Below are 13870 nucleotides of genomic sequence, written 5' to 3' on the forward strand. Positions count from 1 at the left end.
GAGAAAAATATGAACCAGTATAAAAAAATATTAAAAGTTATCCCACTTGCTGGAGTATTAAGTACGTCATTACTAATAGCCCCAAATAATTCACTTGCAGCAACTAATTTGGATATGTGCTTAAAGCAAGGAAAAGGATATGAACAAACATGCGTAGAACAAAATGATTCTAGTGATCCTAGTCGTATTCATGCTATGTATGAAACAATAAATCACCTTGTAGAAATTGATGATTTAAATGAACAGACCAATTGGAAAAAGGATAGTTATAATTTTATCAGATTGAATTATCTTATTTTGCCGAGTCAAGAGCAAGGTGTGCTAGATAGGTTGAATACGATTCCAAAAGACAACGTACAACTTCAAGAAGTTCTGAAAGCTTTAAATGGCTATCATAATGGAACAAATACAATTACGGGTATTGACACATTACAAATTTCTAATCCAAATGTAGATAAGTATGTAGAAGCACCGAAACCAGATCCTAATTCGGACCAATATGAAAATATTATTTCATCAGCGAGTAATCAAAATTATACTAATAAAATTATTGGTAAAACTCAGAATATAACAAAAACATTGACGTCAAGCAAACAATTAACAGTCACACATAGCATGAATATAGGAATGAAGGAATCGATGCATTTAACATTAGGAACGAATTTCCTTGGCCTTCTAGATGCGAAAAATGAAATTACATTTGAGTTTTCCGCAAACTATGGGTACACAAACGCATCTACATCAGTTGATACGGTTTCACACGTTGTGAATGTTCCTTCAGAGGAATTCGAAATAGCTCCTCGCACAGCTGTTGTCAAAACAGCTAAGTTGAGTACACCAGTATATACGTCGAAACTATTAGGAACTTCTAAAATTAAAGGTTACTATACAGATCAAGTTAATACGTATCCAACATGGGTACAATTAGGTATTTATAATAAATTTAAAGTCATCTCTCAACACAATCCAACTATTTGGAACAAATTAAAAGAGTTAGGCTTTGATTTAGATGATCAAACAAAAGAAGTTATTTTTAAAGGTGTAATTGATATGAAAGACAAAAAAGAACCAGGTTCTGTATATGAATCTAAGGTTCAAACTTATGAATTAGATGCAAATGGAGATATTAACTTTAATAAACCAGTAGGATCTCCTGTAGTAAAACCAGCAAAATTAGCCATACAATAAAGTGTAACAGCAAAACGCGTGCTACCTCTAAAATAAATCAAAGATAAAAATAGAGAAAGCTGCTCGATTTGTACATATCTAAATTAATTTATGAAAAATCCACCTTTTTTGAAAGAATGATGATAATCGAAAAGGGTGGATTTATTAATGTGATAGCTGCAGGTTAATCAGATTGACCAGCAAAAGAGTAAATAAATCTTTATTGTATCGTTGTAAGTAGTACCTTTAGAAAGAGCATGTCAAAATTAAATAGTAATTTAGCAAACGTCAAGATTTAAGACTGAAACAGACATGTTAGCATAAGAAAATGTATTGTTTACCGTATGTGTAACTTTTTCTAATCTATTACATTTTTTATTTAGTATCGTATCATTGACGGAAAGCATTCACATTCTTTAAAGCACGTGAAACACGTTAATCTAACAACAGATAGGTGATACATGTCATTAGGTGTAAGACGTTTAAAAAACAGTATTATTTGGAACATACATAGGTGGGCTATCCTTTCATCCAAAATGTTTTCGTAAATTTGAAGAGGAATTAATATATGTAATGTATTTTTGGACTAGTAAAAGATACAATTCAGCAAGTCAAAAATGTTTATGGAAATCACAAAAAGATTTTATTTCATAGTGATCAAGGATCGCAGTTTACCAGCCATACAGTTACTGATTTTTGTAAGCAACAAAAGATTCAACAAAGTATGTCCCGTAAGGGAAACTGTTGGGATAACGCTGTGATCGAATCATTTTTTAGCATCTTTAAACGTGAATGTTTACATGGAGAAATACTGATTTCTCTTACTCAAATCAATCAGTTAGTGCCTGAATTTATTTATGTATTATCATTCCATTCGTCCGCACTCATCATTAAATGGAATGACTCCGTATCAGTATTCAAAATCAATTGCATAATCTATTTCGCGTTCCAGTTTTTCTTGACCAGGTCATTTCCTAAAACACGTTCCCATCGCTGTGGGGACGTGTTTTTCCGTTTTGGGATAGGTTGGGGGAGTACAACGAAAAGAAAGTAGAATATGGTATAATAGGGGTATCTTTTTTCATATATTTAATTCTATTTCTTTGTTCATGCAACAAAATTTATACTTTTTTCCGCTATTACAAGAGCAATTCTCATATATATTTTCTGGCTGTTTACAATCTTTGAGTGCTTTTTTTAAATCTGATACATCTTCATTGAATTCTAATCCTACGATATAGTAGAAATTATGTGCATCACAAATGGCAGCTACTTTATTTGCTTTTTCTTTAGATGAAACCTTTACAATGATTGGACGTTCTTTCGAACCTAATGAATACATAGTTATTTTCCTCTTTTCTTTTTATCTCTATTGTATAAAATGTAAAGAAAAATGGAGGAGAATTTATGAAGAAATTATCAAATTTTAAAGAATTTCGTTTACTTGCAAAAGAATTACAATGTGTATTTTCAGCTAATTTTTTAACACATCTAGCGAAAGAAACACAATTTGTACAACGTACCAGTAAATTTAGGGCACAAGATTTAGCTGTTTTATGCATAGGAATGGGCTAAGATATTGCCAGTTATTCTCTGACACGGCTATGTGGGGTTTTAGAATCAGAAACAGGTGTACTTATGAGTCCGGAAGGACTAAATGTAAGGTTAAACGAAAAAGCGGTAGAATTTTTGCGTTCGCTTTTCTCGCAACTCTTGCAAAAACAATTATTAGCCATTATATCGCTACCTTCTTCTTTTTCAGAATACTTTCGGCGCATTCGAATTTTAGATGCCACTACATTTCAAATTTCAGATCAACTTGCAACAGTTTATCCTGGTTCAGGCGGAAGTGGAAAAGCTTCTGGAGTGAAAATACAATTAGAATATGATTTGTTAAGTGGTCAGTTTTTACATGTTGCATTAGGGCCTGCAAAAGAAAATGATGTGAATTATGGAAAAACAGTGAAACCTATCGTGGATTTACAAGACCTCTGTATAAGGGATTTAGGGTATTTTAGTTTGAGAGATTTAGATGCAATTCAGCAAAACGGGGCTTACTATCTATCTCGACTCAAAATGAATACCAAACTGTTTCAAAAAAATGAAGGGGCCCTTACTTTTAAAAATGGAGCAAGTAAGAAAAAATATCAATATACGATGATTGATTTAGAAGCGATTATGGAACAGCTACAACCAGGTGAATTGTATGAAATTCCTATAGTCTATGTTGGACGGGATTATTTATTGCCTGTAAGAGCTGTGATTTATAGGCTTACTCCAGATCAGGAGGCACAACGTAGAAAAGATCGAGCATACAAAGAAAAAAGAAAAACATGTCGTTTAGTGATAGAACAAAAAAATTACAAGGTATCAATGTATACATTACGAAAAGACGTACGGAAGAACAATACGCCTTTCTGTACCCTTATGCCTTTCAGGAGAAAACGAAATGTCACTTTGTAGTATGGTGTAGGGACTTCATGTGCAATGAATGAATTGTATGGTGGGAATGCTGTTCTTACTATATGTGAAGGCCGTTTTTTTATACGTTTTTTAGGTGATTCATTTTATTTTTGAGTGAAATCATAAAATGAGGACAAGACGATGTATTTTGACATGTCTTGTCCTCATTTTGAATGGAGTTAAGGAAAAATAAGCAATGACAACCCAACGAAACAGATGTAGTTTTGGTGCAAATAACAGTAGTAGGATGGGATTGTCATGTTAGGATGTGCAAAAAGAAAAATTTTATGCGAAAATGGTTATAAAAACCATTCTATGAAAAAGTATGGTAAAATAGAGGAGATGTGTGTATAAAGAATTCGAATTCGGTTCTTTTGCCGAATTCGAATCTCTTCTTCATCAAGAGGAAAGATAGCGCATGGCAAGAACGACTAATGGATCTAATTCTTGATTATAGGCGACAACTAACGGATGTGTGAATCCATATAGTTTTGTTAATTTCCGAAGTGTTTTTTGTTTCTTCTTAATTTTCTTTTGTAAATAGGAAATATAGGATGTAGACATGAAAAGCCTCCCGTGTTGTAAACAATATGTTATAAAGTATACATACATTTCACCCGAATAAAAACGGTAACAAGAGAGAAAATATTCTATTTGAAAAGGAGAAAAACAGAAGGATGAAATCAACAGGGATTGTACGAAGAATAGACCAGTTAGGACGGATTGTGATACCAAGGGAAACAAGGCGTACGCTTGATATCCACGAAAAAGATGCCATAGAAATATTTGTAGAAGAGGAAAGTGTCATTTTACAGAAATATAAATCGGATGGTACGTGTCTCGTAACAGGAGAAATTTCTTCCCAGAACATCAAACTAGCGGACGGACAGCTGACGTTGAGTCCAGAAGGAGCGAAACAGCTTCTGGAGGAATTAGAACAGTATCTGGAAAGAGTTTGAGAATACGAGGGGGAATGAAGGATGGAGAAAAAATCACAACCTGTTTTAAAAGAAAGAGCTAGAAATACCGTATCGATGCAGGAACGGTTATTACAAGAAGTCATACAAAAGAAGAAGATCACTTCGCTGATTTTAATCAACGGATTTCATATGAAAGGAATCGTAAAAGAATATGATGCATTTTCTATTTTGGTAGAATTCGATGATAAAAATCATCTGATTTATAAACATGCGATTTCAACGATTCGATTATAAAAAAGCATGAATCCTAATGATTTCATGCTTCTGTAGTCTGATAGACAGATACATATTTAGTTGTTGACTGCTTCTTTTAATTGTTTACCGGCTTTAAAGGCAGGTGCTTTTTTCGCAGGAATGATAAGAGACTCTCCCGTAATTGGATTTCGCCCTTCTCGTGCAGCCCGTTCTCGGACTTCGAATGTACCGAATCCAATTAGCTGAACATTGTCCCCCTTTTGCAGTGCTTGCTGAATGGATTCTAATACGGTATCTACTGCTAGGCTTGCTGGTGGTCTTTTTAATCCTGTTTCCATCGCTACCTTTTGAATTAATTCTGTTTTATTCATAAAACACCTCTTATTGTCATGATTATTATCTTAGTATAAGGGGAGAATGAAAACGGTGCAAGGTAGTTTGTAAGTGTAACAGATCAGATTCTTTGCGAACGAGAAAACGTGTACATGAGAAAGTACCCTAAAAAGAGAATGAGGCGAAAGAAAATGACAAATGTTTTTTACATGGAGCTCAATGATCTTGATCATGAACTCGAACGAAGTGCGGAAATACTGAGGGTATTGGCACATCCTGTCCGTCTACAAATTGTACATCAATTAGTCAGGAAACAGACTTTAAATGTGACCGAATTACAACAGATTTTGAAATTGCCGCAATCTACGGTTTCACAACATCTTCATAAAATGAGAAATCATAAAGTGTTATCACATGAACGCAAAGGAACAGAAGTATTTTATCGAGTGGACGATAAACAAGTGAAACAAGCGCTTTACGTACTGATGGGCTAAACAGCTAGTTTCGTGTATCTGCCTAGTTATGTACGGATATAAAAATAAAACGAGAAGAGGGGGCTTCTATGGGTGGGAATTTATATGACACGTATATCACAATAAAAGAAATCATTTTTATCCATGCCTATGTGACAGGGAAAGAAATTCCCTCTTCACAAGCATTACAAATTCTAGGACAATTTGATCCGGAAGAAATCCCAGGTACAATTAGAGAAACGCGTCGGTATCGTATACGAAATAATGGAGAAGAATTGTTCCAATACTATAGACAGAAACATCCGAAATTATTTGAGAAACAAAGATTATGCACGTACGAAGAGTTGAAGCAACGAGCGGTGTCTTACTGTTCGGTCCATTTGACGATACACCTCTAGTCCATATATTTCATCTGATGGTTATTCCTGTTAAAATATAGGTATAATATCCATTTGGCTTGCGGAGAGTGTGAAAAATGAACGCTCAGATTCCTTTCTAACAACACAAAAAGGAATAGTGAATGCATTTAATAAAAACGGCAGATACAACACAATGAGTATGTATAAAGAGTAGTAGGGGAATTTTAGAGGATAATATAAAATTTCACGTACTGTATCGTGTATTAAAAATAAAATCCTCCCAAAAACTCCACAAGGGTTGCTTCTTCTCTCCTTTTTCCGATACAATAGATACATATACTTTCTTTGCCCATTCCCCCGAAAAAGGGACCTAACAAAAAAGATAGAAATTGAAATAAGAAAGGTAACTCATATGATGAATCTTTGAACGTGACGTTGGCCTCTTCGCTCTCTTCACCGATTCAAACGCTGAAAATAGAAGACCCACATATGCACCGCGAATATGAAAAAGACAAATTGTCCATTCTAGATGTATTAGCAACGTTAGACGATGAGACCCAAATTTCCATTGAAATTCAACTCTCTGACCAAAATGATTTCCTCAAGCGTAGTTTGTATTATTGGAGTCGCTTATATGCTTCTCAAATGCAAAAAGGTGATTCTTATGATACATTACGAAAGACAATTACGATTAATATTTTGAACTCTCCTGTCTTTCCAGAGTACGAAACGTTCCATACGATGGGGAAACTATGGGATATTGAGTTACAAAAATTACTTGTAGACGATTTGGAACTTCATGTCATTGAAATCCCTAAATTAATGGCACAATGGAAACAAGAACAAGTAAATCTGTGGGAAGACGATGTGGCACGATGGTTACTTTTGTTATCTGCCAATGAAGATACACAATTAACGCATACGCTGGAGGAGATCGCCATGAACCGAGACCCGATTTTAAAAGATGCGATGCAAAAGTGGGAACAGATGAGTCAAGATCCTGGATTCCGTATGTTATATGAAGCAAGACAAAAGGCTCTGATTGATGAGACTTCTAAGTTCAAGTATGCAGAGAAGAAAGGCATAGAAAAGGGACGTAAAGAAGGAAAAGAAGAAGGGATTCAAGAGGGTATGGAAAAAGGGAAAGAAGTTGGCATTCAAGAAGGGAAAATCCAACTGATTCAGGGCATGCATAAAAATGGCATGGATATCGAAGATATTGCGAAGTTTACGAATATGGAACTGTCGGAAATACGCCATATTCTAGACAAGTAAAGTGTCACTTTTGGAGTTATTTTGCGATTGTTTTAAGTAATATTTTGCATTATAAGTAAATATTAAAACGCTATCATCATATAAAACGATAGCGTTTTATATTTACTTGATTCCGATTACTAAACTATCTCGTGCGGCTTCAACAACTTCTGTCGTTATTGTTTCAAGCTTATTAATTTCGAGTATTCTTTCAATTTGAGTGAACAGTCTCTGTATGAGCCTAAAGTTCCCTCCAGTAATCTTTATTATGCTGGTTATTGCCTCATAATCGGAAAATGCCTCAAGCTTTATAGAAAGTTCTAACTCTCCCCATTTATATTCCAAAATATGATGGGTTTCATCTTTACTAAGTTTATCAAATTCATGGGCAAATCCAATTCTAGAGTAGAGTTGAGGGTATCGAGCTAATCGCTTTTCAATGCCAGGCATTCCAATTAATATCATCGCTATATCATTTCGATCGTAGATATCCCTAAGCTGTTCTAAATTTTGTACTTTTAGGCGATCTATTTCATCAACAATAATCAAGTCGATATCTTCATAAGCGTCAGTGGAGTATTTTTCTTCTTCTCCTTTAGTAAGTACTTTATACATAGTTCTTACCATGTTCATTCTAATTCCAATAGTATGAATCTCGTCAGGCATTTTAGTGGCTCGTGCAGCTGGAGCTGTATAAAAAGTTGTCCTAGCTTCAAGTATCTTTTCATCTGCATCTTGGCCAATTTCATTTGCTGTTTTATAAGCTATTTGTTTTTCAATGGAATCCCAATTTGCATAATACCTTGAGGACAATGTTTTTCCTACACCCGGTAATCCATAACAAATGCCTATATATTTAATACATGCATCACAAAACTCGGCAAATCGCTTATATTCTTTTGTTTCAATAAATTTTTGACCTTTATTCATTGAAATACCTCTTTAACTTTGACTTTTTGGTAGGTTCATTTATTTTGTTCTCTAGATCCTTTTGCTTTGACAAGGTAATTTCTTCTACAACAGTTTTTCTAGAATCGAGTTGCTTTTTTAGGCTTCTCCGTATTCGTGCTGAAACAATCTCTTTTAAATCTACTGTATAAGATTTCAGGGGAAATAGCCGTACATAAGTATTTATCTTGATAAAACACTCGAATCTCTGCAATGTCTCTTGGATTATAACGAATAATGACTGTTTCTCCAACGTATGCAGCTAGATTTGTGTTTATATATCTAAGTCCTTGGAAGTGAATCCCGTCAGAATGAACCTTCCTTGGTTTCGCTACATTTAGCAATAATAAATCAAGACTTTCCAAACTCTCAGGCATATTGGGAAGAAATCCAGAATTATTCCACGCCTGTATCGGTTCTTTTTTTGTTGTACTGTGAACCCTATGGTGATAGTTACTTATAATGAAATTTGATAATTTTTCATCTAATTCTTTAATGGTAAGAAGTGAGGTGCTAGTCTGATTTCCCAAATAACCGGGTAAATCTTGCAGAAACAATTGATTAATGGTTAAAAAGAATCTCTCTATTTTCCCACGCCCTCTTGGAACACCAACTGTAGAAAAAACTAGATTAATTTTTAAATCAACTGCTACTTGCTCTAAATGGTTGGATGTAAAGTCACTCCCATGGTCTGTATAAAATATTTCAGGAATACCACATATTTGCCAATCGGGATTACTTTTTTTCCATATTGCTTGGTGTAAGACAAAAGAAGTATGTATAGCAGAGGGATTTTCGAAAGTTAAGAAATATCCAGCGACTGCTCGGCTATAATCATCTAAAATGATTGTTAGCCAAGGTCTTTCTGGTTTTCCTTTTTCATTTAAAACTATAATGTCTAATGGGGTATGGTCTGCTTGCCAAATTTCATTAGGGTAGCTTGCCTCTCTTCGATGAATTAAATCATATTGATTGTTGTATGCTTTTTGACCATCATGCGCTAACTTCTTCAAGCTTGGCGAAAGGGACTGTGATACCTTATGCACTTGATAATAACTTGGTTTTTCCCAGCCTTTTTTCTGACATTGCTCACAAATCATCCGATGAATAGACATTAATGAATTCCTTTTGTACTTCAATATCAATTGTTCGATCGATATGACAACTTCCGGCTCTAAATGTGTTTTGCCGGCATCACTTCGTGTTTTTCGAATTAAACCTTTTAATCCATTTTGTTTATAGTCCTGAATCCAGTATTGCAGCGTTCTTTTGGCAATACCGGTTTCTTCTATAATAACAGTTAATGTTTTCTCATCAGTAAGATAAGGCGCAATGGTTTTATACTTTACCATTGCTTCTCGACGTTGTTCTTCTGAATAAGCCGTTAATGGAGGATGTTCATTTTGCATTAATACCCACCTTTCCGATTTATTGTTTTTCTAAATAGCGATAAATTGTAGTGCGAGATACACCCTATTTTTCTGCGACATCTTTGATAGGTGTACCACTTTCAATTAGGGATTTCATCATTTCTATGTCTTTCAATCCAAACTTTTCTGGTCTGCCACCGAGCCTTCCTCTTGCTCTAGCTGCTGCTCGACCGGCAGCCGATCTTTCTTCTATTAAATTACGTTCAAATTCAGTAAAAGCTGCGAATAAGTGAAACATCAATTGTCCTGTTGCATTACTTTTGTCCATTGTTAGGTTTTCTTGAAGACTATGAAAACCAATACCACGTTTATTTAAGTTATTCACAATTTGGATCAAATCTTGCATGTTACGTCCTAGACGATCCAATCGCCAAACTACAATTGTATCGCCTTCACGTGCATAATGAATTGCTTCCTCTAAACCAGGATGTTGTTTTTTTGTTCCACTCATTTTATCGTGAAAAATTTTCTTACAACCATATTGAGTTAGTGCATCTGTTTGTAAATCTAAATTTTGTAATCCTGTAGATACACGTGCATATCCAATTAACACCAATTATCACTCTTTCTAATTTTTACTCTATTACCATTGTAACATAAGATATAAATACATTGGTTATTGAACATAGAATAATGAACAGAGTTTTATTACATATAAGACAATAAAAAACGCTTCTTTTAAATCAAAAAGAAGCGTGTCCAGAAAAGGATCCGATTATGATAAAAGTAAGAACAAGAGCACAAGCAGAAAATATAGCAATAATTTGTAATGAATATGATTTTTATTACATCATTAGTTTAGAATTAAATGAAGATCTAACGGATTTGAAAAAAGCGATTAAAGGACGTACACGTCCAATGGATATATATGATATATGCGCTTGTAACAGTGGAAAGAAATATAAGTTCTGTTGCATGAACAAAGAAATAGAATTAAATATATGAAAAGAGATACCCCTATTTTTTTCGGTTTGGGGGTATCTCTTTTCCTTAGCTTGATGGCGATGGGGTATGACAACACATCCATCAACTTAAGGATTTAGACTATTCTTAAACTTAAAAGCACGTTACTATTCTCTTATGTTAATGAGAAAGGGTGACGTGCTTTTTATGAATATGCATCAAAAACAAGAGCTGTCTTTATTTGCCGAAGAGTTATATCGATATATGTCTCCCGCTACACTTAATCAATTAGCTATAGAAGCAGGTGGAATGAAACGAAAACGTAAGTGCCATGGGCACCATTTTTTATCTTTGTGTGTATGGTTAAATCAACAAAGCGCTACAACCTCTCTTACTCAACTTTGTAGTCAATTAGAAACTTCAACAGGAATTTTATTAAGTCCTGAGGGACTGAATCGACGATTTAACTCAGCTTCTGTAGCCTTCTTTCGAAATGTATTTACTACACTTCTACAAGCTAAAATTGGAGGGTCATCTACAATTTCTCATTCTCTTTCTGCTTGCTTTGAGCGGATTCGCATCCTTGATTCTACAACCTTTCAAGTTCCAGATCGATTCGCAGCTACTTATCCTGGTGCCGGAGGCTGTAGTCATACAGCTGGTGTGAAAATTGAACCAGGAAAACGAAGTGATCAGGCATATGGGGCGACTCGAATGGACATGACACAAAAGAATGAACTATATATTCGTGACTTAGGGTATTTTCGTTTACAAGACTTTAAATCAATCCAAGATAAAGAAGGGTATTATTTATCGCGTCTTAAATTACCAACTAAAATATATAGAAAAGAATTCGAAACAGTGGTATTTAAAACAAAACCTGCTCAATTGAGACCGGTATATATACAAATTCATTTGGAAGACATCATGAACCAATTACAACCTGGCCAAGTGTATGAATTACATGATGTATATGTAGGGAGCAAAGACAAACTACCCACTCGCATTGTGGTTTATAGATGTACAGAGGAGCAAAAACAGAAACGTCTACATGATCGAGCTATTCGTGAAAAGAAAAAAGGGATTACATATACAGAGCGTACGAAACTTTTACAAGGAATTACGGTATATATGACAAACATTCCTACGGAATGGGTACCGAAAGAGAAAATCTATGATTTATATTCACTGCGTTGGCAAATTGAGCTGTTATTTAAAATATGGAAATCTTGGTTTCGAATTCATCGTTGTAAATCTATTAAACAAGAGCGATTAGAATGCCACCTTTATGGACAACTCATTAGTATCCTATTATGTTCTTCTACTATGTTTAAAATGAGAGAACTCCTGTTACGTAAGAAACAGAAAGAACTAAGTGAATATAAAGCGATGTACATAATTAAAGATTATTTCTTACTTTTTCATCAAGCACTACATAAAAACACCCAAGAATTATCAAAGATTCTCCTTCGTCTGTTTAACCTCCTACAGCGAAACGGACGAAAATCTCACAGATATGAGAAAAAAACAGTCTTTGATATTTTAGGTGTTGTGTATGAGTATACCACTTCTGCCCATCAGGTAGCATAGCGAAAAATTTGAAATCCGTCAGGGTTTATTTGATGTGCCTACTTTTATAATATCTATAAAAGATAATGAAAAACTACGTGGAAAGACCGCATTTTGTATAAAAATATACGTTAAGTTGATGGATGTGGGGTAGAACCACATGCCCATCAACTTAAGGCTTTTTACTACCCAAAAGTACAAAAAAACGTTATTCTTTCTTAATAATCTATGAGAAGGGGTGACGTTTTTTATGAATCTCTTGCTTCAAGAGGAGTTACAACCATTTGCAGAAGAATTACAGCGCTATATCACACCTGATTTTTTGGAAGAACTAGCAAGAGAGATGAAATTTGTAAAAAGAAAACGCAAATTTTCAGGGGCAGATTTAGCTACCATTTGTATTTGGATTAGCCAAAGGGTGGCCAGTGATTCTTTAGTCCGATTATGTAGTAGGCTTCATGCAGTTACAGGTACTGTACTTAGCCCGGAGGGCTTAAATAAACGATTTAATGAAAAATCAGTGTTATTTTTAAAACATATCTTTTCTTTGTTATTACAACAAAAAATCTGTGAACAGACTCACATTTCTAATCAACTTCTTGCTCATTTTCAACGCATTCGCATCATGGATGCCACCATGTTTCAGGTACCTAATACGTTGGAGCATATATACCCTGGTTCAGGTGGATGTGCGCAAACAGCTGGAATCAAAATTCAATTAGAATATGATTTACATAGTGGACAATTTCTTAATTTTCAAGTGGGGCCTGGAAAAAATAATGATAAAACATTCGGCACAGAATGTTTAGATACGTTACGACCAGGCGATTTATGTATTCGTGATTTAGGGTATTTTTCATTAGAGGATTTAGATCAAATGGATCAACGGGGAACATATTTTATTTCACGCTTAAAGTTAAATTCAAATGTATATATCAAAAATCCTAATCCTACATTTTTTCATAATGGTGCACTCAAAAAACAGACAGAATATGTAAAAATCAACTTGCAAATGATGATGGAGCGCTTGTTACCTGGTGAAACTTATGAAGTAGGTAATGTTTATGTAGGAGATCAAAAAGTTTTGTTTGCCCGACTCGTTCTGTATCGTCTAACAGAAAAACAATTACGAGAACGACGAAAAAAACAAATGGAAAGTGAAAAGAAAAAAGGAAAACCATATTCGAAAAAAAGTAAAATATTATCTGGGTTGAATGTATATGTAACTAACACTCCGTGGGAGTGGGTTTCGATGAAGCAAGTCCATGAACTATACTCTTTACGTTGGCAGATAGAAATAGTTTTTAAAACGTGGAAATCATTGTTTCATATAGATCATTGTCGCACTGTTAAACAAGAACGAATAGAGTGCCATTTATACGGGAAACTGATTGCTATTTTCTTATTTTCTTCTACCATGTTTAAAATGCGCCAACTTTTGTTACAGAAGAAGCAAAAAGAATTAAGTGAATATAAAGCGATTGGAATGATTCAAGATCACCTATTTCTCCTCTATCAAGCCATACAAAACACCCAAGAGATAACAAAGCTTCTGGTTCACCTGTTCCACCTTCTAGAGAAAAACGGGCGGAAATCTCACAGATATGAGAAGAAAACTGTCTTTGATATCATGGGTGTCCATTATGAGTATAGTATAGCTAGAGCACAAAAGAAAGCTGCATAATTTAAAAAACAAAACTCGTTAGAGTTTATTTCGCATGCGGATTTTTAAGAACAATCAATCTGTTGAACAGTTTATAACCCTTTTGAAGGGAATTTCAGTTTATTTGTTCTCT

At 34.5% G+C, this 13870-nt stretch carries 15 protein-coding genes and 2 pseudogenes; 11 read left to right on the top strand and 6 right to left on the bottom strand.

Going from position 1 to position 13870, the window contains the following annotated elements; translation table 11 throughout:
• The first annotated feature begins 9 nt into the window (after positions 1-9).
• Together AC3WVZ_RS30235 and AC3WVZ_RS30240 are read left to right on the top strand one after the other, a co-directional pair.
• Entirely contained in the window at positions 10-1188 is a 1179-nt protein-coding gene (locus AC3WVZ_RS30235) for an ETX/MTX2 family pore-forming toxin (RefSeq protein WP_233936871.1), read from the top strand.
• 619 nt (positions 1189-1807) lie between these two features.
• Positions 1808-2221 carry a DDE-type integrase/transposase/recombinase gene (locus tag AC3WVZ_RS30240; protein WP_425594321.1) on the top strand — a complete coding sequence of 138 codons (414 nt, stop codon included), beginning with the start codon at positions 1808-1810 and terminating at the stop codon, positions 2219-2221.
• A 27-nt stretch (positions 2222-2248) separates the two neighbouring features.
• Here AC3WVZ_RS30240 and AC3WVZ_RS30245 read toward each other — a convergent pair whose 3' ends face one another.
• On the bottom strand, positions 2249-2509 hold the full coding sequence (locus AC3WVZ_RS30245) for a DNA-binding protein (protein ID WP_233936872.1): 261 nt from the start codon (positions 2507-2509) through the stop codon (positions 2249-2251).
• 65 nt (positions 2510-2574) lie between these two features.
• Between AC3WVZ_RS30245 and AC3WVZ_RS30250 the strand changes: the two are divergent.
• Positions 2575-3569 (top strand): annotated as a pseudogene (locus tag AC3WVZ_RS30250) (IS4 family transposase); the annotation flags it as partial.
• A gap of 460 nt (positions 3570-4029) precedes the next feature.
• Here the strand turns inward: AC3WVZ_RS30250 and AC3WVZ_RS30255 are convergent.
• Positions 4030-4194 (bottom strand): Spo0E family sporulation regulatory protein-aspartic acid phosphatase, encoded by a 165-nt coding sequence (locus AC3WVZ_RS30255; protein ID WP_098138892.1) that lies wholly within the window; start codon positions 4192-4194, stop codon positions 4030-4032.
• A gap of 113 nt (positions 4195-4307) precedes the next feature.
• On the opposite strand from AC3WVZ_RS30255, the gene AC3WVZ_RS30260 reads away from it, so the two are divergent.
• Positions 4308-4589 carry an AbrB/MazE/SpoVT family DNA-binding domain-containing protein gene (locus AC3WVZ_RS30260; RefSeq protein ID WP_078188152.1) on the top strand — a complete coding sequence of 94 codons (282 nt, stop codon included), beginning with the start codon at positions 4308-4310 and terminating at the stop codon, positions 4587-4589.
• A gap of 21 nt (positions 4590-4610) precedes the next feature.
• On the top strand, positions 4611-4844 hold the full coding sequence (hfq, locus tag AC3WVZ_RS30265; protein ID WP_233936875.1) for an RNA chaperone Hfq: 234 nt from the start codon (positions 4611-4613) through the stop codon (positions 4842-4844).
• Positions 4845-4900: 56 nt separating this feature from the next.
• Here hfq and AC3WVZ_RS30270 read toward each other — a convergent pair whose 3' ends face one another.
• Positions 4901-5176: an HU family DNA-binding protein gene (locus tag AC3WVZ_RS30270; RefSeq protein ID WP_233936877.1), complete on the bottom strand. Its 276-nt coding sequence runs from the start codon at positions 5174-5176 to the stop codon at positions 4901-4903.
• A 153-nt stretch (positions 5177-5329) separates the two neighbouring features.
• On the opposite strand from AC3WVZ_RS30270, the gene AC3WVZ_RS30275 reads away from it, so the two are divergent.
• The 3 genes from AC3WVZ_RS30275 (at position 5330) to AC3WVZ_RS30285 (ending at position 7245) form a co-directional block, all read left to right on the top strand.
• Positions 5330-5632 carry an ArsR/SmtB family transcription factor gene (locus AC3WVZ_RS30275; RefSeq protein WP_197389653.1) on the top strand — a complete coding sequence of 101 codons (303 nt, stop codon included), beginning with the start codon at positions 5330-5332 and terminating at the stop codon, positions 5630-5632.
• A gap of 68 nt (positions 5633-5700) precedes the next feature.
• Entirely contained in the window at positions 5701-6009 is a 309-nt protein-coding gene (locus tag AC3WVZ_RS30280; protein WP_100910730.1) for a hypothetical protein, read from the top strand.
• A 384-nt stretch (positions 6010-6393) separates the two neighbouring features.
• The gene (locus AC3WVZ_RS30285) at positions 6394-7245 is read left to right on the top strand and encodes an Rpn family recombination-promoting nuclease/putative transposase (protein WP_425594320.1); all 852 of its coding nucleotides are present in this window, start codon (positions 6394-6396) and stop codon (positions 7243-7245) included.
• 102 nt (positions 7246-7347) lie between these two features.
• Here AC3WVZ_RS30285 and AC3WVZ_RS30290 read toward each other — a convergent pair whose 3' ends face one another.
• From AC3WVZ_RS30290 to AC3WVZ_RS30300, 3 genes and pseudogenes are all read right to left on the bottom strand, one after another.
• Complete coding sequence (locus tag AC3WVZ_RS30290; protein WP_233936878.1) at positions 7348-8154, bottom strand: AAA family ATPase; 807 nt, start codon at positions 8152-8154, stop codon at positions 7348-7350.
• A pseudogene (locus tag AC3WVZ_RS30295) lies at positions 8147-9581 on the bottom strand (transposase). The gene AC3WVZ_RS30290 and the pseudogene AC3WVZ_RS30295 overlap by 8 nt, the downstream one beginning before the upstream one ends.
• Before the next feature lie 64 nt (positions 9582-9645).
• The gene (locus AC3WVZ_RS30300; RefSeq protein ID WP_233936880.1) at positions 9646-10155 is read right to left on the bottom strand and encodes a recombinase family protein; all 510 of its coding nucleotides are present in this window, start codon (positions 10153-10155) and stop codon (positions 9646-9648) included.
• 164 nt (positions 10156-10319) lie between these two features.
• Between AC3WVZ_RS30300 and AC3WVZ_RS30305 the strand changes: the two genes are divergently transcribed.
• The 3 genes from AC3WVZ_RS30305 to AC3WVZ_RS30315 all read left to right on the top strand — a co-directional run bounded on the left by AC3WVZ_RS30305 (position 10320) and on the right by AC3WVZ_RS30315 (position 13758).
• Positions 10320-10547, top strand: coding sequence for an SEC-C metal-binding domain-containing protein (locus tag AC3WVZ_RS30305; RefSeq protein WP_233936881.1), 228 nt, complete (start codon positions 10320-10322; stop codon positions 10545-10547).
• A gap of 165 nt (positions 10548-10712) precedes the next feature.
• A complete protein-coding gene (locus tag AC3WVZ_RS30310; protein WP_233936882.1) occupies positions 10713-12095 on the top strand; it encodes an IS4 family transposase in 1383 nt (460 codons plus the stop codon).
• A gap of 229 nt (positions 12096-12324) precedes the next feature.
• Positions 12325-13758: an IS4 family transposase gene (locus AC3WVZ_RS30315; protein ID WP_233936883.1), complete on the top strand. Its 1434-nt coding sequence runs from the start codon at positions 12325-12327 to the stop codon at positions 13756-13758.
• The last annotated feature ends 112 nt before the right edge of the window (positions 13759-13870 follow it).

The sequence above is a fragment of the Bacillus sp. CPT56D-587-MTF genome (assembly GCF_058792335.1).